We start from the raw sequence: 22,829 nt of genomic DNA, 5'->3' as shown, positions 1-22,829 counted from the left end.
CCGGCCCTCTGTCGAGGGGGTCAGTGTATCACAGAGCCCAGCTTGAAGATGGGGAGGTACATGGCCACGACCATGCCGCCGACCAGCACCCCGAGCACCACCATGATGATGGGTTCGAGCAGGCTGGTGAGGCCGTCGACCATGTCGTCCACCTCCTGTTCGAAAATGGCGGCGACCTTGGAGAGCATGTCGTCGATGGCGCCGGATTCCTCACCGATCATCACCATCTGGGTCACCATGTCGGGGAAAAGATCCACGGTGCGCATGGCGACGTTGATCTGCATGCCGGCCACCACCTCGTTGCGAATGGCCATGGTCGCAGTGCGATAGACATAGTTGCCGGATGCTCCGGCCGCCGAGACCAGGGCATCCACCAGCGGGATACCGGCGGAGAAGGTGGTGGAGAGGGTGCGGGCAAAACGGGCCATGGCCGCCTTGTGCAGTATGTTGCCCACCACGGGAATGGTGAGGATGAACTTGTCCGTGTTGTCCCTGACTTTCTGGGATTTTCGCCAGGCCCGCACATAGAGGAAGACGGCGAGAGCAGCGCCGCCAAAGATGGCGTACCACCACTCCTGCATAAAGCGGGAGATGGCGATGACGAACCGGGTGAAGGCAGGCAGCTCGGCACCGAAGCTCTTGAAGATATCCTCGAACTGGGGAATGACGAAGAGCAGCAGGATGGAGGTGACGACGATGGCCACCAGAATGACCATGGACGGATAGAACATGGCCTTCTTGATCTTGGATTTGAGGGCTTCGTTCTTCTCGCGGTAGATGGCGATACGGTCGTAGATGGTCTCCAGGGCACCGGATTGCTCCCCGGCCTCGACCAGATCGCAATAGAGGTCGTCGAAGTGGCGGGGATGGCGGCGCAACGCCTCCGAGAGCGGGGTGCCCGTTTCCACATCGGCGGCGATCTGGCCGATGAGCTCGCGCACCGCCGCTTTCTCGTGGCCGCGGGCAATGATCTGAAGACTCTGCACCAGAGGCACGCCGGCGGAGAGCATAGTGGTGATCTGGCGGGAGATAACGGCGATGTCCATCGGCTTGATCTTGGCGCCGCCCTTGGAGAAGAGCCCCTGGCTCTGCTTGCTGACCCTGGTGACGTTGACGCCCTGCTTGCGCAGCTCGGCCTTGACGGTGGTGATGCTGTCGGCTTGCAGCTCGCCTGAGACCTTCTGTCCCTTGCGGTTGACGCCGTGCCAGCGGTAGGAGAAGACTTTTTTCGGTGCGTTGCGTTTTTGAGCTAATGTGGCCATCACTGCATCCTGCAATTGGGCGACGGTGGCCGGATGCTGCTGCCTGTCCGGCTCATCTTGGCTTGAAGAAGGTCATCAGGGTGATGGCAGCGGCTTCACCCGGCGAGATGACTCGGGCACTGCGAACTCAGTTGGTGGTGATCCTGTTGATTTCGGCCAGGCTGGTGACGCCAAGACGCGCTTTCTCGAGGCAGGATGTACGCAGGGTGCGCATCCCTTCCTTCTGGGCTATCGCGGCAATCTGCAGCGAGTTGGCTCCCTGCATGATGAGTTTGGCGATGTTGTCGGACATCAGCATGATCTCATAGATGCCGACCCGGCCTCTGTAGCCTCCCGAGCACTCCTTGCATCCCACGGGCTTGAACAGCCGCAACCCGGCGGCCAGTTGCTGCTGGGTGAAGCCCAGCTCCAGCAACTCGGCTTCCGGCACCACTTCCGGCGCCTTGCAGTGATCGCAGAGTTTGCGGGCAAGGCGCTGGGCCATGATGAGGGTGACCGAAGAGGCGATGTTGAAGGCCGGCACCCCCATGTTCATCATCCGGGTGAGCGTTTCTGCCGCCGAGTTGGTGTGCAGGGTGGAGAGCACCAGGTGACCGGTCTGGGCGGCCTTGATGGCGATCTCGGCGGTTTCCAGATCCCGTATCTCCCCCACCATGACGATGTCGGGATCCTGGCGCAGGAAGGAGCGCAGGGCGCTGGCGAAGGTGAGCCCCGCTTTGGGATTGATCTGCACCTGGTTGACACCGGGCAGGTTGATCTCGACCGGATCTTCGGCGGTGGAGATATTGACCTCGCTGGTGTTCAGGATGTTGAGGCCGGTATAGAGTGAGACCGTCTTGCCAGACCCCGTGGGACCGGTGACCAGGATCATGCCCTGAGGTTTGGAGAGGGCGTGCAGGTATTGCGTCTTCTGCCGGTCGTCAAAGCCGAGCTGATCGATATTGAGCCGGGCGGCCGAGGAGTCCAGCAGCCGGATCACGATCTTTTCGCCCCACATGGTGGGCAGGGTGTTGACCCGCATGTCCATGGATCTGTTGCGCGAAATCTTGAGCTTGATGCGGCCATCCTGGGGCAGGCGCCGTTCGGCAATGTCGAGCCGCGCCATCACCTTGAGGCGAGCCGCGAAGCGGTTGGCCAGGTTGACCGGCGGCGTGGCGACTTCGTGCAGTATGCCGTCTACCCGAAAGCGGATCCGGTACTTGGTCTCGTAGGGTTCGAAATGCAGGTCGGAGGCCCCGCGCTTGATGGCATCCATCATGATCTTGTGGATGTATTTGACGATGGGGGCGTCATCGTCCGCGGTGTTGACGCTCTCGTCGAGGCGGGAACTCTCGTCGGAGACCTCGAGTTCGGAGATCTCGGCCTCGTCGATATGATCCATGCCCAGGGTATCCTGCTCGCTCTCCATCAGCTTGCCGATGGCGGCGGTCAGCTTGCTCTCTTCGACCAGCAGGGCTTCCGTATGCAGGCCGAAGCTGAAGCCAAAATCCTCCAGAGCCGACACATTGGTCGGATCGGACATGGCGATATAGAGGGTATGCCCCTGGGTGTAGATGGGCAGGACATGGTGCTTTTCAATCAGCTTTTGATTGAGGTATTTCTGCGGGATCTCGGCGAGATCGAAGGCCGCCAGATCCAGCAGAGGTACCCCATATTCCAGCTCGCAGAAATCGGCGAGGGCTTTGCTGTCGAGGATGTCATTTTCAATCAGGAAGGTGACAAAGGGCTTGCGCTGCGCCTTGGCCTGGCTCAGATAGCGCTGTGAGTCCGGCTCACTGAGGAGGGAAGAAGCGGCCAGGCTGGTGGCCAGGCCGCTATTGAGGCTAGAGGTCATTATATGATTATGTGCAATTTGCGCCAGATACGGTCTCCCAAGTGACTTTTCCTCCACTGAGTTGACCATCTAGTGTGCAAGTGACATCGGCAATGTCGCCAGCACCTCGACCAGTAATTGTTGCTGCTCCACCGCTAGCAATTGACCCAGAAACACCAGTGACAAATCTGGATGCCACCCCCGTAGCGTTACAAGGCAATGATGCTGTTTGTGCGCATACTTCTAGCTCTGTTTTTACTTGTCCCATGGCTGCTGTTATTTCAGTAGCTTTAGCCTTTTTCGTGTAACTCTGATACGCCGGCAAGGCGATGGCGGCGAGGATGGCGACGATCGCAACGACGATCATCAATTCGATTAGCGTAAACCCTGACTGTCTTTTCATGTGAAATATCCTTTTTTCCATGTTTCCTGATAAGCACCGGTGGAATGCTATCCACGCTGGTATCTTATCCGAGCGCTTCGGGTTGGCAACAGAGGCGGGGACCTTGTTAGCCACTTTTATGTCATTTAGTGAAATGTGTAGAAAAATCAAAGATTAAATGGCTTCCATTGGCACTTGTCATGAGGCGGGAGGGCCCATCTTCACACTCCTTATGTCGTGGGATCCTGCATAAAGAAAAGGCGCCGATGGCGCCTTTTGCAAGTTTCGAGCCCTGTAATATTTTTGGGCACGAGCAACGGATGGGGCTTGCTCAAGCCGCGACAAAGCGCATGGAGAGATCCAGTGCCCGCACATGCTTGGTCAGCGCTCCCACCGAGATGAAGTCGATCCCGGTCGCGGCGTATCCGGCAAGGGTATCGAGGGTGACGTTGCCGGAGACTTCCAGCTTGGCTCTGCCCTGATTGAGGCGAACGGCCTCCTGCATCATGGGGATGTCGAAGTTGTCCAGCATCACGATGTCGGCCCGTGCGGCCAGGGCTTGCTCCAGCTCGGCCAGGGATTCGACCTCGACTTCCACCGGTTTGTCCGGATTGAGACGGCGCGCTTCGCTGATTGCTTCAGGGATGCCGCCGCAGGCGAGAATGTGGTTCTCCTTGATGAGGTAGGCATCAAACAGACCGATGCGGTGGTTTTTGCCGCCGCCGCAGGTGACCGCATACTTCTGGGCGCTGCGCAGGCCGGGCAGGGTCTTGCGGGTATCGAGCAGGCGGCAGTCAGTGCCTTCCAGCTCGGCCACATAACGGGCAGTCAGGGTGGCGACCCCGGAAAGGGTCTGCACGAAGTTCAGCGCATTGCGCTCGCCGGTCAGCAGCACGCGGGCGGGGCCATGGAGGCGGAACAGCTCCTGATTGGGGGCAAGGCGTTCACCATCTTGCACTTTCCACTCGACCTTCACTTCACCACCGAGCTGGGCAAACACCTCGTCGACCCAGGGCTGGCCGCAGAAGACGCCCGCCTCGCGGGTGATGACTCGCGCGGTCGAGATGCGATCGGCCGGGATCAGCAGGGCCGTGATGTCGGCGCTGGCATCCGGTTGATCCAGTGCGGTGAGGGCATCGCCCAAGTCTTCGAGAAGTGCGGCGCGCACGGCGCGGCGGATGTCCTGTTGTAACATGCCTTATTCCTGCAAGGGTCTGAGAAGCAATTGCCTGTCTTTCTGGCGCAATTCCAGCCTGCCCAGGGCATTCATGCCCACCAGGATCTCCTCCCCGTCGGCAGCCGGATTGATAAAGACGGACAAATCGTACAGGGTCAGCGGACCCATCGCCAGACTTTCGATCCGGCCGGTTTCGACCTGGATCTCTCCGGCTGCCGTGTTGACACGGCTACGGCCCGTGGCGACGAGGCCGAGCCGGGCGGCCACCTGGCTCGGTATGGTCACCCGGGTTGCTCCTGTGTCCAGCAGCAGTTGCACCGGCTGGTCGTTGATGGCACCCTCCAGACGATAATGGCCGCTGGCATCGGCCCTGAGCAGCAGATCGCCGCTGGCGGTCACCGACGGTTGTTCACGACCATGAAAGTAGAGGGTCAGCAGACCCAGCAGCGAGAGCCAGGCGAGCAGCCAGAGACGGCGTGCCATCGGGTGCATAGTGTGTCCCATATCGCGCGAGTGAATGGCTCAGCCTAACATAGCGTTATCCATGAATTCAGAGACTTGTTCCCAGTTTTCCCATCCCGCCAGAGGCACATCGCTTCCATTTGTGAGTCGAGCAGACGATGACACAACCCACAACCCTGTTTTCCATCGATCGAGAAGGGTGGTGCGAGCAGGCCCGCAAGGTGCCTTCCCCCCATCACAATGAGAGGCTCAGCCCGGAGGATGTCTCCTTGCTGGTGATACACGGCATCAGCCTGCCCCCCGGGCAGTTTGGTGGCCCCTTTATCGACGATCTGTTTCTGGGGCGCCTCGATCCCGGTGCTCACCCCTATTTCGCCGGTATTCATCAACTGAGGGTCTCGGCCCACTGCCTGATCCGCCGCGATGGGGAACTGGTACAGTACGTGCCTTTTGGCGCCAGGGCATGGCATGCGGGAGTCTCGAGCTGGGAGGGGAGGGAGGCGTGCAACGATTTTTCCATCGGGATCGAACTGGAAGGGACCGACGAGCTTCCCTACAGCGACAAGCAATACGAGGTGCTGTCGGACCTCAGTCGGGCGATTGTTCAGCGTTATCCCGCCATCACGGCGGACCGTATCGTCGGCCACTGCGACATCGCGCCGGGCCGCAAGACGGATCCGGGTGACAGTTTCGAATGGCCTCGCTATCGGGAAAAGCTTCACTTTGAGTGAAAAATCTAAAAATTATTTTGTGTTTTTAGAATCAATGGCTTGCCTTGTCTGGCAAGCCATTTTTCATGTTGTTGGCCAAATGTTATCGGTGAGCAAGTTCACAAATATTGGTCAGACCATTTTCTATGAGCTATGTCATGATTCCGCGTTTTCACCCCCAAAGTGGCAACCGGGCTTCTTGATTCAGATCATCTTTTGGGTGGACTTTTTTCAAGCCCTCTGCTAATTTTCGCCCCAACCATAAAATTGGTAATACCAATTTAACAAAGTAGCCTCATGCCCTATATCAAGATAACTCAGCCGAAGCTGGCCGACGCCATCGTCGCCGAGCTGGAAAGCATGATTCTGGAAGGCAGCCTGCAGCCGGGTCAGAAGTTGCCGCCCGAGCGGGAACTCGCCATCCAGTTTCAGGTGTCGCGCCCTTCCTTGCGCGAAGCCATCCAGCGCCTGGAAGCGAGAGGACTCTTGTATCGTCGTCAGGGCGGTGGCACTTACGTACAAAATGCCCTGAGCAAGGGGATCGCCGACCCCCTGTTCGAACTGCTCAGCACTCACCCGGAAGCCCAGTACGACCTGCTGGAGTTTCGTCACGCGCTGGAAGGCATCTGTGCCTACTATGCGGCGCTGCGGGGCACCGAGGCTGATTTCGAACGGATTCGCCTGGCGCAAGCCGCCATCGAAGAAGCCGGTCAGCAAGGGTCGCTGGTGGTCGAATCGGCCGCCGTGACCCAGTTCTATCTGGCCGTGGCCGAGGCCTCCCACAACGTGGTGCTGCTGCACCTGTTGCGGGCCATGGGCCCCATGCTCGAGCAGAACATTTTACGCAATAACGAAATTTTGAATCGCCGTCCGGGAGTGGTCGCCAAGATCCGTCGCCATCGTGCGAGCCTGATCGAGGCTATCCTGTCGGGGGCTCCGGAGCGGGCCAGGGCTGCTTGTCATGAGCACCTGGCCTTTATCGAGGACACCTTGTTGGATATGCAGAGGGAAGACAGCCGGATCCAGCGATCCATGCGTCGGATCCGTCAGCAGGAAAACTAATCCCACAAGGCTTTCTTAATTGTCGAATGCTTGCGCCCTTCGCCGTGCAATGCCGTGCAATCACAACAACATAGGAACCAGCCATGTCTGATATCCTGAAGAACGATGTGGACCCGATAGAAACGCTGGAGTGGCTTGCCTCTCTGGAATCCCTGCTGCGTGAAGAGGGTCCGCAACGCGCTCAGTTCATCCTTGAACAGTTGGCCGAGAAAGCCCGCGCAAGCGGTGTGGACGTGGCTGCCAAGGCAAACCGCGACTACATCAACACCATCCCGTCCAGCGACGAGCCGGCTTACCCGGGCGACCTGGAAATGGAACGCCGCATTCGCGCCATCATCCGCTGGAACGCCATGATGATCGTGCTGCGCGCCTCCAAGAAAGACCTGGACCTGGGTGGTCACATGTCTTCCTTCGCTTCTTCCGCGACCATCTACGAAGTCTGCTACAACCACTTCTTCCGTGCCCGCAACGAGAAGGACGGTGGCGATCTGGTCTACTTCCAGGGTCACATCTCCCCGGGCATCTATGCCCGCGCATTCGCCGAAGGTCGCCTGACCGAAGAGCAGCTGGACAACTTCCGTCAGGAAGTGGATGGCAAGGGTATCCCTTCCTACCCGCACCCGAAACTGATGCCGGAATTCTGGCAGTTCCCGACCGTTTCCATGGGTCTGGGCCCCATCGCCGCCATCTATCAGGCGCGTTTCCTGAAGTACCTGACCGACCGTGGCATCAAGGATTGCTCCGAGCAGACCGTTTACGCCTTCCTGGGTGACGGCGAGATGGACGAGCCGGAAGCCAAGGGTGCCCTGACCGTTGCCGTGCGTGAAAAGCTCGACAACCTGGTGTTCGTGGTCAACTGCAACCTGCAGCGTCTGGATGGTCCGGTTGTCGGCAACGGCAAGGTCATCAACGAGCTGGAAGGTCTGTTCGCCGGCGCTGGCTGGGACGTGACCAAGGTCATCTGGGGTCGCAAGTGGGATGAGCTGCTGAAGAAAGACACTTCCGGCAAGCTGATCCAGCTGATGAACGAGACCGTGGACGGTGACTACCAGACCATGAAGTCCCGCGACGGTGCCTACGTGCGCGAGCACTTCTTCAACCGTTACCCGGAAACCGCCGCGCTGGTCAAAGACATGACCGACGAGGAGATCTTCGCCCTGAACCGCGGTGGTCACGACCCCCGCAAACTGTTCGCCGCCTTCTCCAAGGCTGCACAGACCAAGGGCAAGCCGACCGTGATCCTGGCCAAGACCATCAAGGGTTATGGCATGGGCGAAGCGGCCGAAGGCAAGAACATCGCTCACCAGGTTAAGAAGATGGATCTGGGCTCCGTGCGTCACCTGCGCGATCGTTTCAACCTGCCGGTCACCGACGAGCAGCTGGAAAACCTGCCGTACCTGAAGATCGAAGAGGGTACCGAAGAGCACAAGTACCTGCACGCCCGCCGTGCCGCACTGAAGGGCTATGTACCGACCCGTCTGCGCGAGAGCACCACCAAGCTGGAAATCCCGGCGCTGGATGCCTTCGGTCCGCTGCTGGGTGAACAGGCGCGCGAAATCTCCACCACCATGGCGTTCGTGCGTTCCCTGAACGTGATGCTCAAAGACAAGTCCATCGGCAAGCGCATCGTCCCGATCCTGGCTGACGAAGCCCGTACCTTCGGTATGGAAGGCCTGTTCCGCCAGATCGGTATCTACAGCCCGCACGGTCAGCAGTACACCCCGCAAGACCGCGACATCGTCTCCTACTACAAGGAAGACAAGCAGGGTCAGGTTCTGCAAGACGGTATCAACGAGCTGGGCGCCATGTCCTCCTGGCTGGCTGCTGCCACCTCTTACAGCACCAACGACTGCCCGATGATCCCGTTCTACATCTACTACTCCATGTTCGGCTTCCAGCGGATCGGCGACATGGCGTGGGCAGCCGGTGACCAGCAAGCCCGTGGCTTCCTGCTGGGCGCGACCTCCGGTCGTACCACTCTTAACGGAGAGGGCTTGCAGCACGAAGATGGTCACAGCCACATCCTGGCCAACACCATCCCGAACTGCATCTCCTACGACCCGTCCTACGCCTATGAAGTGGCGGTGATCGTACAGGACGGCCTGCGCCGCATGTACGGTGAGAACCCGGAAAACGTGTTCTACTACATCACTACCCTGAACGAGAACTATGCCATGCCGGCCATGCCGGAAGGCGCAGAGGAAGGCATCCGCAAGGGTATCTACAAGCTGGAAACCGTGGCCGGCACCAAGGCCAAGGTACAGCTGCTGGGTTGTGGTTCCATCCTGGGTCACGTGCGCACTGCCGCCCAGATCCTGGCCAGCGAGTACGGCGTGGGTTCCGACGTGTTCAGCGTCACCTCCTTCAACGAACTGGCTCGTGACGGTCAGGACGCGGATCGCTGGAACATGCTGCACCCGACCGCCGAAGCGCGTGTGCCCTACATCGCTCAGGTACTGGGTTCCGAAGCCACCATCGCTGCGACCGACTACATGAAGTCCTTCGCCGATCAGGTGCGTGCCTTCGTTCCGACCGAGAACTACCGTGTACTGGGTACCGACGGTTACGGCCGCTCCGACAGCCGTGCCAACCTGCGTCGTCACTTCGAAGTGAACGAGTTCTACGTAGTGGTTGCTGCCCTGACCGAACTGGCCAAGCGCGGCGAGGTAGACAAGCAGGTTGTGGCCGAAGCCATCGCCAAGTACGGCATCGATGCCGACAAGGTCAACCCGCTGTACGCGTAAGAGGATTGAGTGTCGCGCCGGGTATCCGGCGCGACCTTGCCTGGGTTTAAACGGATAACGCGGGATGCGCGTGGTGATGCTCAGGCAGCCACGCGGATGCACGCAAGAGGATAAAGCGCAATGTCCAAACAGATTATGGTGCCGGATATCGGTGCCGATGAAGTTGAAGTCACCGAGATCATGGTGGCCGTGGGTGACAAGGTCGAGCTGGACCAGTCCCTGATCGCCGTGGAAGGTGACAAGGCTTCCATGGAAGTCCCGGCTCCGGCCGCCGGTATCGTCAAAGAGATCCTGATCAAGGTGGGCGACAAGGTTGCCACCGGTTCCCAGATCATGGTCTTCGAATCCGAGGGTGCTGCCGCACCGGCTCCGGTCCAGGCTGCTGCCCCGGTTGCTGCCGCGCCGGCCGCCGCTCCTGCTGCTGCCGCTCGCCAGGACGTCAACGTGCCGGACATCGGTGGTGACGAAGTCGAAGTGACTGAGATCATGGTTGCCGTGGGTGACATGGTTGAAGCCGACCAGTCCATCATCGCCGTGGAAGGTGACAAGGCCTCCATGGAAGTACCGGCACCGTTCGCCGGCCGCGTGGTCGAGATCAAGGTCGCCGCCGGCGCCAAGGTTTCTACCGGCTCCCTGGTGATGGTCTTCGAAGTGGCGGGCGCTGCCCCGGCCGCTGTTGCCGCGCCGGCTCCTGCTGCTGCCCCCGTGGCTGCCGCTGCTCCGGTTGCCGCCGGTGCCAAGGACGTCAACGTGCCGGACATCGGCGGTGACGAAGTGGAAGTGACCGAAATCATGGTCGCCGTGGGTGACAAGGTTGAAGCCGACCAGTCCCTGATCACCGTGGAAGGCGACAAGGCCTCCATGGAAGTGCCTGCGCCGTTCGCTGGCGTGGTCAAGGAGATCAAGGTGAAGGCGGGTGACAAGGTCTCCACCGGTTCCCTGATCATGGTATTCGAAGTGGCGGGTGCCGCTCCGGCTGCCGTGGCTGCTCCGGCTCCTGCCGCAGCGCCCGTTGCTGCCGCGCCGGCTGCCGCCGCTCCTGCGCCGGTTGCCCAGGCTGCTGCCGCCTCCGATTTCGTCGCCAACGACGCCTACGTCCACGCCTCCCCGGCAGTACGCCGTCTGGCGCGCGAGTTCGGTGTCAACCTGGCCAAGGTGAAAGCCTCCGGTCGCAAGGGTCGCATCGTCAAAGAAGACGTGCAGGCTTACGTGAAGGATGCGGTCAAGCGCGCCGAGTCCGCTCCGGCTGCCGGCACCGGCACTGGCAACGGCATGAGCGTCGTGGCCTGGCCGAAGGTTGATTTCAGCAAGTTCGGCCCGGTCGAAGAGCTGGAACTGACCCGTATCCAGAAGATCTCCGGTCCTGCCCTGCACCGCAACTGGGCCATGATCCCCCACGTCACCCAGTTCGACGAAGCCGATACCACGGATCTGGAAGCGTTCCGCAAAGAGCAGAACATCCTGGCCGAGAAGCAGAAGCTGGACGTGAAGATCACCCCGCTGGTGTTCATCCTGAAGGCGGCCGCCAAGGCCCTGGAAGCCCATCCGCGCTTCTGCAGCGCCCTGTCCGAAGACGGCAGCAAGCTGATCATGAAGAAGTACATCCACATCGGTGTGGCGGTGGATACCCCCAACGGCCTGGTGGTTCCGGTGGTTCGCGACGTCAACAAGAAGGGCATCCACGAGTTGTCCCGCGATCTGGCCGAGATCTCCAAGAAGGCCCGTGCCGGCAAGCTGACCGCTGCCGACATGCAGGGCGGTTGCTTCACCATCTCCAGCCTGGGTGGCATCGGCGGTACCAGCTTTACCCCGATCGTCAACGCGCCGGAAGTGGCCATCCTGGGCGTCTCCAAGTCCGAGATGAAGCCGAAGTGGAACGGTAAAGAGTTCGTGCCGCGTCTGATGTTGCCGCTGGCTCTGAGCTACGACCACCGCGTCATCGATGGCGCCGACGGTGCCCGCTTCATCACCACCCTGAGTGGTGTGTTGTCCGACATTCGTCGACTGGTCCTGTAAGTGAGAGGGCGGGCCCAGAGCCCGCCCTTTTTGCTTCTCATTTCGTTAACAGGATTGTAAACTTGCCCCGTTTTTTTCACGGCTGCAGCGGCCTTGTTTGGCATAAGACTGTGCTGTCCGGGGATATAAGAACGACAAAGAGGTCATGATGAGTAAAGAAATCAAAACCCAGGTCGTAGTACTGGGTGCTGGCCCTGCCGGTTATTCCGCTGCCTTCCGTGCGGCTGACTTGGGTCTGGATACCATTATCGTCGAGCGTTACTCCACCCTGGGTGGCGTCTGTCTGAACGTGGGTTGCATCCCGTCCAAGGCACTGCTGCACGTCGCCAAAGTCATTGAAGAAGCCAAGGCGCTGGCCGAGCACGGCATCGTCTTCGGTGCCCCGCAGACCGACATCGACAAGGTGCGTCTGTGGAAAGAGAAGGTCATCAACCAGCTGACCGGCGGTCTGGCTGGCATGGCCAAGATGCGTAAAGTCCAGGTCGTGAACGGCTTTGGCAAGTTCACCGGCCCGAACACCCTGGAAGTGGAAGGCGCCGACGGCAAGACCACCGTCACCTTCGACAACGCCATCATCGCTGCCGGTTCCCGTCCGGTGAAGCTGCCGTTCATCCCCCATGACGACCCCCGCGTATGGGACTCTACCGATGCGCTGGAGCTGACGACCGTTCCTGGCAAGCTGCTGGTCATCGGTGGCGGCATCATCGGTCTGGAGATGGGGACCGTGTACTCCTCCCTGGGTTCCGAGATCGACGTGGTGGAATTTGCCGACCAGCTGGTACCGGCTGCCGACAAAGACATCGTCAAGATCTACACCAAGCGCGTTGCCAAGAAATTCAACATCATGCTGGAGACCAAGGTCACCGCCGTTGAAGCCCGTGAAGACGGCCTGTACGTCTCCTACGAAGGCAAGCACGCCCCGGCCGAGCCGGTTCGCTACGACAACGTGCTGGTTGCCGTAGGCCGTGTACCGAATGGCAAGATGCTGGATGCCGAGAAGGCCGGTGTTGCCGTCAACGAGCGCGGTTTCATCGAAGTCGACAAGCAGCTGCGTACCAACGTGGCCCACATCCACGCCATCGGCGACATCGTCGGTCAGCCCATGCTGGCCCACAAGGGTGTACACGAAGGCCACGTGGCGGCCGAAGTCATCGCCGGCAAGAAGCACTACTTCGACCCGAAAGTGATTCCGTCCATCGCCTATACCGAGCCGGAGATGGCCTGGGTGGGTCTGACCGAGAAGGAAGCCAAGCAACAGGGTCTGAACTTCGAAGTCGCCACCTTCCCGTGGGCTGCTTCCGGTCGCGCCATCGCGTCCGACTGCTCCGACGGCATGACCAAGCTGATCTTCGACAAGGAGAGCGGCCGCGTCATCGGTGGTGCCATCGTGGGCACCAACGGCGGTGAACTGCTGGGTGAAATCGGTCTGGCCATCGAGATGGGTGCCGACGCCGAAGACATCGCGCTGACCATCCACGCTCACCCGACTCTGCACGAGTCCGTGGGTCTGGCTGCCGAAGTGTTCGAAGGCTCCATCACCGACCTGCCGAACGCCAAGGCCAAGAAGAAAAAATAATCTTCTGCCCGTTTCATAAGAAAAGCCGCTCCATGGAGCGGCTTTTTGTTGTCTGTCTTTCGGCACCCAGCGCTCAGCAGCGCCCCTTCTTGGCCTGTCCCGGTGGGCAGAAGGTACCGTAGCCTCCGCGATCCCCATCACTGACCCGGATCCGGGTATCGTCCACGCTCACATCGGCCCCGTGTACCCGCACGGGCCCGCTGCTGCAGGCACTGAGCAGCCCCCCCAGCACTATCATCACGACCAGCTTGCCCATCATACCTCCTCGCGTTTTCCTGATTATGAGGCATGTGGCAGGGCGGTGGGAGGCGGTGTATCCCCCGTGCGTCACGGCTTGCCGTGGTCATGAAGAAGGGCGCCGAAGCGCCCTGGTGCGGGTCAGGAAGAGGTGCCGGACGCTCAGAGGCGGAAGTTGCCGACCAGCTTGTCGAGCTCGCCGGAGAGGTGCTGCAGGTTGCGGCTCGACTCGGTCAAGTGATGGGCGATATCGGCGGTCTCCATGGTGAGCTGGTTGATGTCCTCCACGTTGCGGTTGAGTTCACCCACCACGCTCGACTGCTCTTCGGTGGCGGTGGCGACCTGGATGTTCATGTCGCTGATCTGGGTGATGTGCCCGGTGATCTGGTCGAGGGCGCCGTTGGCCTCGTCGGCCTGGGTCACCACCCGCAGGCTCTGGTTGCGGCCCTGGGCCATGGCGCTGACGGCGCGGGCGCTCTGCTCCTGGAGGCTGTTGATCATGCCCTGGATCTCGGCGGTGGAGGCGGCGGAGCGGCTGGCGAGGTTGCGCACCTCGTCGGCCACCACGGCGAAGCCACGGCCCTGCTCGCCGGCGCGGGCGGCCTCGATGGCGGCGTTGAGGGCCAGCAGGTTGGTCTGCTCCGAGATGCTGCGGATGGTGTCGAGGATGCTGCCGATGGAGTCGGTCTGGCTCGCCAGGGACTCGATGACCCCTGCGACCTGTTCGATTTCACCGGAGAGGCCGACGATGCCGTGACGGGCCTGGGCGACGACCTGGGCCCCCGCATCGGCCTGCTCGTTGGCCTGCTTGGCGACGTCGGCGGCGAGAGACGCATTGCCGGCGATCTCGGTGACGGTGGCCCCCATCTCGTGGATGGCGGTAGCGACCTGGACGGTGCGATCCCGCTGGGCGGTGCAGTTGTGCTGGGTGAGCTGGGCCTTGGCGGCCACCTCGCTGGCGGTGGCGGCCACCTGGCGGGAGTTGCTCGCCACCTGCACGATGGCCCCGTGGATCCGTGTCACGAACTGGTTGAAGCTGTGGGCAATCTCGGCCAGCTCGTCCTTGCCGGTGAGACTGGCGCGGCTGTCGAGGGCGAGGTGGCGGGCCACCTCGCCAATATGGGATTGCAGGAAGGAGACCCGGCGGCGCAGCCCGATGAGGATGAGGGTCGAGACGAGCAGCGAGATGGCGATGGCGATGACGATGATGGCGATCATCTGGGTACGACCGCTGTCATAGCTGTTTTCGCTCAGGTCGTTGCGATGCTGGGCCTGACCTATCAACCCGTCGAGCAGTTCATTGGCGCCCTTGCGCATGACCCCGTAGCTCTGGCTGTAGCGATCCCGGTAGATGGCGCGTGCCTCGTCCATCTTGTTGTCAGAGAGCGCCTGCAACATGGGGGTCAGCTCCTCCCGCTCCACCCGGGTGAATTGATCGAGCAGGGTCTGGGCCTTGGCCCGGGCGTCCGGATCGACCTGAGCCTTGACGGCCTGCTCCATGGCCTGGCGCATCTCGGGAATGTCTTCCTCGCGGGTCTCCTTGACCCGGGTCAGCACCCCCTTTTCGTCGCGCAGGGAGGTGTCCTGCAGCAGCATCATGTCGATGCCGACGCGCATGCGCGGGATGCGGGAGGCTACTTCCGCCATGGCCCGCATGGGGGTGGCAGTATTCTGGAACAGCTCTTCGGCCTGCTGCCTGATGTTGTCCATGCTGCGCAGACTGGCGGCGCCAACCAGCAGCAGGGCGAGACAGGGCACGGTGACGGCCAGGATCAGTTGGGTTTTGATGGTGAGGTTGCCTGCCAGCATGTTGACTCCTTGGTGTGTTGCTGTGTCGCTACTGTAGCGGCTTGTCATGACGGTTCGCCGTCATGGGGGTCGGTATTCCCTGTCGACCCGGTGAAAAAAGGGCGCCGCAGCGCCCTTTCATCTTATAACCGGAAGTTGCCGACCAGCTTGTCGAGCTCGCCGGAGAGCTGCTGCAGGCTGCGGCTGGACTCGGTCAACTGGTGGGCGATGTCGGCGGTCTCCATGGTGAGCTGGTTGATGTCCTCCACGTTGCGGTTGATCTCCCCGACCACGCTGGACTGCTCTTCGGTGGCGGTGGCGACCTGGATGTTCATGTCGCTGATCTGGGTGATGTGCCCGGTGATCTGGTCGAGGGCGCCGTTGGCCTCGTCGGCCTGGGTCACCACCCGCAGGCTCTGGTTGCGCCCCTGGGCCATGGCGCTGACGGCGCGGGCGCTCTGCTCCTGGAGGCTGTTGATCATGCCCTGGATCTCGGCGGTGGAGGCGGCGGAGCGGCTGGCGAGGTTGCGCACCTCGTCGGCCACCACGGCGAAGCCACGGCCCTGCTCGCCAGCGCGGGCAGCCTCGATGGCGGCGTTGAGGGCCAGCAGGTTGGTCTGCTCCGAGATGCTGCGGATGGTGTCGAGGATGCTGCCGATGGAGTCGGTCTGGCTCGCCAGGGACTCGATGACCCCGGCGACCTGTTCGATTTCACCGGAGAGGCCGACGATGCCGTGACGGGCCTGGGCGACGACCTGGGCCCCCGCATCGGCCTGCTCGTTGGCCTGCTTGGCGACGTCGGCGGCGAGAGACGCATTGCCGGCGATCTCGGTGACGGTGGCCCCCATCTCGTGGATGGCGGTAGCGACCTGGACGGTGCGATCCCGCTGGGCGGTGCAGTTGTGCTGGGTGAGCTGGGCCTTGGCGGCCACCTCGTTGGCGGTGGCGGCGAGCTGGCGGGAGTTGCTCGCCACCTGTTCGATGGAGCCGTGGATCTTGGCGACAAAGTTGTTGAAGCCGGTCGCCACCTGGGCCAGTTCGTCACGGCCATCGACCTTGAGGCGATGGGTGAGGTCGCCATCACCGCTGCCGAGTTCGCGGAACAGGCGGGCCAGTTCGTTGAGGGGGCGGCTCACGGAGCCCGCCAGGAGAACGCCGAGCAGCCCCATGCCGACGGCGATGGCCAGGCTGACCAGCACCATGTGCAGGCGCGCTCTGTCCAGTTCGGCATAAATCTCGGCCTCCGGCACCTGGGCCACCAGATACCAGTCGAGCAGGGGGATGTAGCTGCTGGCCAGGATCACGGGCTGGCCGTCGACCTCGGCACGGGTGGCTGCAAAGGGCTGCTTGTTGAGCAGGTTGGTGCTGCTGCCGCTGGCCAGCTGGGTCAGGTTGTCCCGATCGATGCGGGCGGCGTCGGGGTGCAGCTTCACCTTGCCGCTGCCGTCTGTCATGAAGACGAAGCCGCTGTCGCCGATGCGGAAGTTGGCGAGCATGCTGACCATGCTGTCGAGGGATTTGGCGAGGCCGGCGAGGCCGCGTCCGTCGAGTTGCTGGAAGTTGACGAACAGTTTCACCTCGCCGTTGCTCTCCCGAAAGATGCTGAGCATCAGATCCTGGCGGCTCTTGGTGTAGTCATAGAACCAGTTGTCCTGCTCGTGATTAAGAATGCGCAGAAAACCGTCCTGGTTGTAGTAGGCGGCACTCTGGCGATCGGCGAAGGAGGCGGTGACCAGGCCATACTGGCTCGTCATGTCCTTGAGCTGGTTGATGAGGATGGACTCCTGCTCTTTTGGCATGCCGCGCTCGACCCAGTCCAGCACGAAGCGGTCGTTGGCAAGCTGTCTGGCGGCATTGGCGACCGAAGTGAGATCCTTCTCGATCTCCTTGCCGATGCGCTGGGTCAGGTTGGGCAGCTCCTGCTCGAACATGCGGTTCTCGATCAGCTGCTGGGCAGAACGCTGGCTGAAATAGCCCACCAGCAGGCAGGAGAGGGCCACGGCGAGGATGACGGTGGCCAGAATTTTCTGTTTCAGTGTCAGGCTTGCGAACATAAGGGTGACTCGGAAGTGTGAACCAGGGTTGAACTCATAATAGCGGCTGATTTGGCGCGCTCTTGAGGCGGCGGGGGCGTTTATTGTCGATTAACGTTTGCGCTCACACCCGGATTGGACTGGATTGGCGCCCGATTTTGCCGAGACATTGTTGCAAGCGGGGCGACCCCTCGCCAGCACCCCGGCTTGCGGTTAAAGTGCTTGCACTTATAGTAGGCTGCACCTGACTGGCGGCCTGCCCGCTCGACTCGCACCGGATTTATGGACTCTCATATGCGCATCTTTCATCGGGGATGGACCCACCTGCTCGTGCTCCTGCTGGCGACCCTGCCGTTCATGGCGGCGGCCGGAGCCAATGATCCCGCGCCTTCGGCCAGAAACCCGGGGGCAACCAAGATGGATCGTCCGAGGATCGCCCTGGTACTGAGCGGCGGCGGGGCCAAGGGGTCGGCCCATATCGGGGTGCTCAAGGTGCTGGAGGCAAAGCACATCCCGGTGGACATCATCGTCGGGACCAGCATGGGCTCCTATGTGGCGGGCATGTATGCCATGGGGCTCAGCGCCGAGGAGGTGGAGCGCACGACGCTGGCCATCGACTGGAACAAGGGCTATCAGGACAAGGTGGGGCGCGACGAGCTCTCCCTGCGCAAGAAGCAGCAGACCGAGAAGTACCAGCTGCGCACCGACATCGGGGTCAACGGTGACCAGACCCAGTTGCCGGACGGCTTCTTCCAGGGACAGTCCATGGCCAGCCTGCTGCGCCACGCCACCTCCAACCTGCCGGCGCAAAAGAGCTTCGACAACCTGCCTATCCCCTATCGCGCGGTGGCGACCGACATGGAGACGGTGACCCCCTTCGTGCTGGATCACGGCAGCCTCGCCAAGGCGATGCAGGCCTCCATGTCCATTCCCGGTGCCCTCAAGCCGGTGGACTGGGACGGCCGCATCCTGGCCGACGGCGGCACGGTCAACAACATGCCGGTGGACGTGGCCAAGGCCATGGGGGCCGACGTGGTGATCGCGGTGGACATCGGCGCCAAGCTGCGTACCCGGGAGTCCCTCAAGTCGGGATTGGCCATGATCGATCAGCTCACTACCTACATGACCCAGGTGGGGACCGAAAAGCAGAAGGCGCTGCTCGGCCCCGGGGACATCCTGCTGACCCCCGAGTTCGGCAACATGGGGATCGCCGACTTCGCCCTGATGCCGGAGGGGATCAAGATCGGGGAGGCGGTCGCCAACAGTGCAGCGGCCCGGCTCGATGCGCTCTCTCTCTCGCCCGCCGCCTACGCCGACTATCGCAACGGCAAGCTGAGCCGGCGCGCCGAGCGCAGCGGCCAGCCCGCCTACTACATCGACAAGGTGGAGATCATCAACAAGTCGCGCCTCTCCGACGACACGGTGCGGGCCATGCTGAACGTGCGTCCGGACAAGGTGCAGACCTACGAGAGCCTGGAGGCGGGGATCCGTCGCCTCTACGCCCTGGAGTCGTTCGATCGCATCACCTACGAGGTGGAGGAGCGGGACGGGGAGAACGTGCTGGTGGTGGACGCCAGCGAGAAGAACTGGGGGCCGGGTTATCTCAACTTCCAGCTCGGTTTCTCCGATGACTTCGAGAGCAGATCCAACTACAACGTCGGCATGTCCTACACCCTGACCAACGTCAACGACTGGGGAGGCGAGTGGCTGACCGAGGCGTCCCTCGGGACCGCCAAGCACCTCAAGACCGACTTCTACACCCCACTGGAGCCTTCCCAGACCTACTTCGGCGAGACGAGCCTGGCCTACGACAAGACCCAGCGACGGGTCTTCTTCCCGGAAGAGAGCAGGTCGTCGTCCGGGGTCAGCTATCTGGACTCCGAGTACAGCTTCACCAGCGTGGATCTCGCCGTCGGCTGGAATCGCCAGCCCTGGAGCCGCTTCTCCCTTGGGCTGGAGGGCAAGATCGGCAGCGTGGAGATCCAGAACCTCACCAACGCGGATGCCGATGCCTCCGCCTGGGGACCCTACATCCGCTTCGAGCACGACACCCTCGACAGCCGCTACTTCCCCTATCAGGGGGTCTATTGGGACATCAAGGGGGGCTACTCCTACGTCGATCTCGATCCCTCGGACGGCCCCTCCGAGCAGGCCGAGGGGGTGAATTACCGGCTGGTGATGATCAAGCCCTGGTCCTGGGACAGGCACAGCCTCAACCTGATGCTGGAAGGGGGCGGCTCAAGCTCCCAGGAGACGGTACCGCTGTTCGTGCAGGATCTGGGGGGGCTGTTCCGCATGTCCGGCTTCCAGCATTACCAGTTGAGCGGTCGCTACAGCCTGTTCGGCGGATTGCGCTACATCTACCGGGTGGCGGACAACGACTTCGGTGCCTTCAAGGCCCCCCTGTTCCTCGGGGGCTCCCTCGAGCAAGGGGGGGTCTGGGACAAGGGAGAGGACATCAGCATCGAATCCTCCTATACCTCGGGTTCCCTCTATATGGGGGTGGAGAGTTTCCTCGGTCCCATCTTCCTCGGCTATGGCGTGGCGGAGGGGGGGCACGACATGTTCTATCTGCAATTGGGCACTACGTTCCAATAAGGGCGAAATGCTGCCTTTTTGTTAACTCACCTTGGGTGGGCGGCTTGTCACTCTAAAAAAACCTAATGGGTTTATATGGTTATGCTGGTTTGATGAATAACTGTACAGGGTTTGGATTTTAATTAGTCGTTAAAACTTATATAGTGGGGGGCACCCTACGGGTGTCCCGCAAGGACGATCGCCGCGAGCTTGGGCGAACCCCAAAAAAAAGACCAAAGAGGAATTAGTCGTGCTTGAAACATACCGTAAACACGTCGCAGAACGTGCCGCCGAAGGCGTGGTTGCCAAACCTCTGGACGCAGAGCAGGTCGCCGCCCTGGTTGAGCTGATCAAGAATCCGCCCGCCGGCGAACAGGACTTTCTGAAAGAACTGTTGTCCTCCCGCATTCCCCCGGGTGTTGATGAAGCGGCCTATGTGAAAGCCGGCTTCCTCACTGCCGTCGCCAAAGGCGAGGCCCATTCCCCCATCCTGACTGCCGCCGAAGCCGTCGAGCTGCTCGGTACCATGCAGGGTGGTTACAACATTCAGCCGCTGATCGACCTGCTGGACGATGCGACCCTGGCTCCTCTTGCCGCCAAGGGTCTCTCCCACACCCTGCTGATGTTCGACTCCTTCCACGACGTGGAAGAGAAGGCCAAGGCGGGCAATGCCCACGCCAAGCAGGTGCTGCAATCCTGGGCCGACGCCGAGTGGTTCCTGAACCGCCCGGCCCTGGCCGAGAAGATCACCGTCACCGTGTTCAAGGTGACCGGCGAAACCAACACCGACGATCTGTCGCCGGCGCCGGACGCCTGGTCCCGCCCGGACATTCCGCTGCACGCCCTGGCGATGCTGAAGAACGCCCGTCCCGGCATCACCCCGGACAAGGATGGCGTCATCGGCCCCATCAAGACCATCGATGCCCTGAAAGAGCAGGGCTTCCCGCTGGCTTACGTGGGTGACGTGGTCGGTACCGGCTCTTCCCGTAAATCCGCCACCAACTCCGTGCTCTGGTTCATGGGCGACGACATTCCGTTCGTGCCGAACAAGCGTGCCGGCGGCGTCTGCCTCGGCGGCAAGATTGCCCCGATCTTCTTCAACACCATGGAAGATGCCGGCGCCCTGCCCATCGAAGTGGACGTCTCCAAACTGGAGATGGGCGATGTCATCGACATCTTCCCCTATGAGGGCAAGATCACCCGCCACGGCACCGACGAGGTGCTGGCCCGGTTCGAACTGAAGACCGAGGTGCTGATCGACGAAGTGCGCGCCGGTGGCCGCATTCCGCTGATCATCGGCCGCGGCCTGACCGACAAGGCCCGCGAAGCGCTGGGTCTGCCGTTCTCCACCGTGTTCCGTCGTCCGCAGCCTGTCGCCGACACCGGCAAAGGCTTCACCCTGGCCCAGAAGATGGTGGGCAAGGCGTGCGGCGTGAAGGGCATTCGCCCGGGCACCTACTGCGAACCCAAGATGACCACGGTCGGCTCCCAGGACACCACGGGCCCCATGACCCGCGACGAGCTGAAAGACCTGGCATGCCTCGGTTTCTCCGCCGATCTGACCATGCAGTCCTTCTGCCACACCGCGGCCTACCCCAAGCCCATCGACGTACAGACTCACCACACCCTGCCGGACTTCATCATGAACCGCGGCGGTGTCTCTCTGCGTCCGGGTGACGGCGTCATCCACTCCTGGCTGAACCGCATGCTGCTGCCGGATACCGTGGGTACCGGTGGTGACTCCCACACCCGTTTCCCCATTGGTATCTCCTTCCCGGCGGGCTCTGGCCTCGTGGCCTTCGCCGCCGCCACCGGCGTGATGCCGCTGGACATGCCGGAATCCGTGCTGGTGCGCTTCAAGGGCGAGCTGCAACCGGGTATCACCCTGCGTGACCTGGTCCATGCCATCCCCTACGCCGCCATCCAGAAAGGGTTGCTGACCGTCGAGAAAGCGGGCAAGAAGAACATCTTCTCCGGCCGCATCCTCGAGATCGAAGGTCTGCCGACCCTGAAGGTGGAACAGGCATTCGAGCTGGCGGACGCCAGCGCCGAGCGTTCCGCCGCCGGTTGCACCATCAAGCTGGATAAAGAGCCGATCATCGAGTATCTGAAGTCCAACATCGTGATGCTGAAGTGGATGCTCTCTGAAGGCTACGGCGACGTGCGCACCATCACCCGCCGCATCAAGGGGATGGAAGAGTGGCTGGCCAACCCGGTGCTGATGGAAGCGGACAAGGACGCCGAGTACGCCGAGATCATCGAGATCGATCTGGCCACCATCAAGGAGCCGATCCTGTGCGCGCCGAACGATCCGGACGATGCCCGTCTGCTGAGCGACGTGGCGGGTGACAAGATCGACGAGGTGTTCATCGGTTCCTGCATGACCAACATCGGCCACTTCCGCGCCGCCGGCAAACTGCTCGAGAAGTATCAGGGCGAGCTGCCGACCCGCATGTGGATCGCGCCGCCCACCAAGATGGACAAGGATCAGCTGACCGAAGAGGGCTACTACGGCATCTTTGGTCGGGTCGGTGCCCGCATCGAGATTCCGGGCTGTTCCCTCTGCATGGGCAACCAGGCGCGGGTAGCGGAAGGGGCCTCCGTGGTCTCCACCTCCACCCGCAACTTCCCGAACCGCCTGGGCAAGGGTGCCAACGTCTATCTGGCCTCTGCCGAGCTGGCTGCAGTTGCCGCCATCATCGGCAAGATCCCGACCGTGGCCGAGTACCTGCAGTATGCCAAGACCCTGGACGCCACTGCGGCCGACACCTACCGCTACCTGAACTTCAACGAGATCGCCTCCTACACCAAGAAGGCCGATGCGGTGATCCTGCAGCAAGCGGTCTGAGACTCGCCGGTCTGACCACTGAAAATAACAATGCCGCGTCTCGACGCGGCATTTTCCATTTCAGGGGGCTGCGCGATAATGACCCGCCATGCCCAGCAACGGCGTCGTCGATTTGCCTGGTACGCGCGTTGCGCTTTCGTTG

15 protein-coding genes are annotated in these 22,829 nt (G+C 61.6%); 7 read left to right on the top strand and 8 right to left on the bottom strand.

Going from position 1 to position 22,829, the window contains the following annotated elements; translation table 11 throughout:
* Nucleotides 1–20: 20 nt before the first annotated feature.
* The 5 genes from C2U47_RS07395 to C2U47_RS07375 all read right to left on the bottom strand — a co-directional run bounded on the left by C2U47_RS07395 (nt 21) and on the right by C2U47_RS07375 (nt 5,126).
* Entirely contained in the window at nt 21–1,262 is a 1,242-nt protein-coding gene (locus C2U47_RS07395) for a type II secretion system F family protein (RefSeq protein ID WP_010675822.1), read from the bottom strand.
* 127 nt (nt 1,263–1,389) lie between these two features.
* Entirely contained in the window at nt 1,390–3,096 is a 1,707-nt protein-coding gene (gene tapB, locus C2U47_RS07390; protein WP_103261554.1) for a PilB family type IVa pilus assembly ATPase TapB, read from the bottom strand.
* A 7-nt stretch (nt 3,097–3,103) separates the two neighbouring features.
* Entirely contained in the window at nt 3,104–3,478 is a 375-nt protein-coding gene (locus tag C2U47_RS23620) for a pilin (protein ID WP_103261553.1), read from the bottom strand.
* A 310-nt stretch (nt 3,479–3,788) separates the two neighbouring features.
* Nucleotides 3,789–4,652 (bottom strand): carboxylating nicotinate-nucleotide diphosphorylase, encoded by an 864-nt coding sequence (gene nadC / locus C2U47_RS07380; protein ID WP_103261552.1) that lies wholly within the window; start codon nt 4,650–4,652, stop codon nt 3,789–3,791.
* A 3-nt stretch (nt 4,653–4,655) separates the two neighbouring features.
* A complete protein-coding gene (locus C2U47_RS07375) occupies nt 4,656–5,126 on the bottom strand; it encodes a retropepsin-like aspartic protease family protein (protein WP_042015101.1) in 471 nt (156 codons plus the stop codon).
* A 128-nt stretch (nt 5,127–5,254) separates the two neighbouring features.
* Here C2U47_RS07375 and ampD point away from each other — a divergent pair, with 128 nt between their 5' ends.
* The 5 genes from ampD to lpdA all read left to right on the top strand — a co-directional run bounded on the left by ampD (nt 5,255) and on the right by lpdA (nt 13,204).
* Nucleotides 5,255–5,827: a 1,6-anhydro-N-acetylmuramyl-L-alanine amidase AmpD gene (ampD, locus tag C2U47_RS07370; RefSeq protein ID WP_103261551.1), complete on the top strand. Its 573-nt coding sequence runs from the start codon at nt 5,255–5,257 to the stop codon at nt 5,825–5,827.
* 276 nt (nt 5,828–6,103) lie between these two features.
* Nucleotides 6,104–6,868, top strand: a complete 765-nt coding sequence (gene pdhR, locus C2U47_RS07360; RefSeq protein ID WP_010675815.1) for a pyruvate dehydrogenase complex transcriptional repressor PdhR — start codon at nt 6,104–6,106, stop codon at nt 6,866–6,868.
* A gap of 83 nt (nt 6,869–6,951) precedes the next feature.
* Entirely contained in the window at nt 6,952–9,612 is a 2,661-nt protein-coding gene (gene aceE, locus C2U47_RS07355; protein ID WP_039040509.1) for a pyruvate dehydrogenase (acetyl-transferring), homodimeric type, read from the top strand.
* Nucleotides 9,613–9,732: 120 nt separating this feature from the next.
* Nucleotides 9,733–11,628: a pyruvate dehydrogenase complex dihydrolipoyllysine-residue acetyltransferase gene (aceF, locus tag C2U47_RS07350; protein ID WP_103261549.1), complete on the top strand. Its 1,896-nt coding sequence runs from the start codon at nt 9,733–9,735 to the stop codon at nt 11,626–11,628.
* A gap of 148 nt (nt 11,629–11,776) precedes the next feature.
* On the top strand, nt 11,777–13,204 hold the full coding sequence (lpdA, locus tag C2U47_RS07345; protein WP_010675812.1) for a dihydrolipoyl dehydrogenase: 1,428 nt from the start codon (nt 11,777–11,779) through the stop codon (nt 13,202–13,204).
* A gap of 73 nt (nt 13,205–13,277) precedes the next feature.
* On the opposite strand, the gene C2U47_RS07340 is transcribed toward lpdA, so the two are convergent.
* From C2U47_RS07340 to C2U47_RS07330, 3 genes are all read right to left on the bottom strand, one after another.
* A complete protein-coding gene (locus C2U47_RS07340; RefSeq protein WP_017779057.1) occupies nt 13,278–13,460 on the bottom strand; it encodes a hypothetical protein in 183 nt (60 codons plus the stop codon).
* 143 nt (nt 13,461–13,603) lie between these two features.
* Nucleotides 13,604–15,250: a methyl-accepting chemotaxis protein gene (locus C2U47_RS07335; RefSeq protein WP_069785555.1), complete on the bottom strand. Its 1,647-nt coding sequence runs from the start codon at nt 15,248–15,250 to the stop codon at nt 13,604–13,606.
* 122 nt (nt 15,251–15,372) lie between these two features.
* Nucleotides 15,373–17,283 carry a methyl-accepting chemotaxis protein gene (locus tag C2U47_RS07330; RefSeq protein WP_069785556.1) on the bottom strand — a complete coding sequence of 637 codons (1,911 nt, stop codon included), beginning with the start codon at nt 17,281–17,283 and terminating at the stop codon, nt 15,373–15,375.
* 273 nt (nt 17,284–17,556) lie between these two features.
* On the opposite strand from C2U47_RS07330, the gene C2U47_RS07325 reads away from it, so the two are divergent.
* Complete coding sequence (locus tag C2U47_RS07325) at nt 17,557–19,860, top strand: patatin-like phospholipase family protein (RefSeq protein WP_103261548.1); 2,304 nt, start codon at nt 17,557–17,559, stop codon at nt 19,858–19,860.
* 229 nt (nt 19,861–20,089) lie between these two features.
* Nucleotides 20,090–22,687 (top strand): bifunctional aconitate hydratase 2/2-methylisocitrate dehydratase, encoded by a 2,598-nt coding sequence (gene acnB / locus C2U47_RS07320; protein WP_103261547.1) that lies wholly within the window; start codon nt 20,090–20,092, stop codon nt 22,685–22,687.
* Nucleotides 22,688–22,829 lie beyond the last annotated feature (142 nt).

Origin of the sequence: Aeromonas sp. ASNIH7, from assembly GCF_002903485.1 — a bacterium.
GTDB classification, from domain to species: Bacteria; Pseudomonadota; Gammaproteobacteria; order Enterobacterales; family Aeromonadaceae; genus Aeromonas; species Aeromonas caviae.
Note: the sequence above shows the minus strand (reverse complement) of the source record. Positions and strands in the feature narration are given on the sequence as shown.

Bases quoted from the DNA above. Each gene is read 5' to 3' on its own strand.
- C2U47_RS07395 (WP_010675822.1), bottom strand. From the start codon at position 1,262: ATGGCCACATTAGCTCAAAAACGCAACGCACCGAAAAAAGTCTTCTCC.
- tapB (WP_103261554.1), bottom strand. From the start codon at position 3,096: ATGACCTCTAGCCTCAATAGCGGCCTGGCCACCAGCCTGGCCGCTTCT.
- C2U47_RS23620 (WP_103261553.1), bottom strand. From the start codon at position 3,478: ATGAAAAGACAGTCAGGGTTTACGCTAATCGAATTGATGATCGTCGTT.
- nadC (WP_103261552.1), bottom strand. From the start codon at position 4,652: ATGTTACAACAGGACATCCGCCGCGCCGTGCGCGCCGCACTTCTCGAA.
- C2U47_RS07375 (WP_042015101.1), bottom strand. From the start codon at position 5,126: ATGCACCCGATGGCACGCCGTCTCTGGCTGCTCGCCTGGCTCTCGCTG.
- ampD (WP_103261551.1), top strand. From the start codon at position 5,255: ATGACACAACCCACAACCCTGTTTTCCATCGATCGAGAAGGGTGGTGC.
- pdhR (WP_010675815.1), top strand. From the start codon at position 6,104: ATGCCCTATATCAAGATAACTCAGCCGAAGCTGGCCGACGCCATCGTC.
- aceE (WP_039040509.1), top strand. From the start codon at position 6,952: ATGTCTGATATCCTGAAGAACGATGTGGACCCGATAGAAACGCTGGAG.
- aceF (WP_103261549.1), top strand. From the start codon at position 9,733: ATGTCCAAACAGATTATGGTGCCGGATATCGGTGCCGATGAAGTTGAA.
- lpdA (WP_010675812.1), top strand. From the start codon at position 11,777: ATGAGTAAAGAAATCAAAACCCAGGTCGTAGTACTGGGTGCTGGCCCT.
- C2U47_RS07340 (WP_017779057.1), bottom strand. From the start codon at position 13,460: ATGGGCAAGCTGGTCGTGATGATAGTGCTGGGGGGGCTGCTCAGTGCC.
- C2U47_RS07335 (WP_069785555.1), bottom strand. From the start codon at position 15,250: ATGCTGGCAGGCAACCTCACCATCAAAACCCAACTGATCCTGGCCGTC.
- C2U47_RS07330 (WP_069785556.1), bottom strand. From the start codon at position 17,283: ATGTTCGCAAGCCTGACACTGAAACAGAAAATTCTGGCCACCGTCATC.
- C2U47_RS07325 (WP_103261548.1), top strand. From the start codon at position 17,557: ATGCGCATCTTTCATCGGGGATGGACCCACCTGCTCGTGCTCCTGCTG.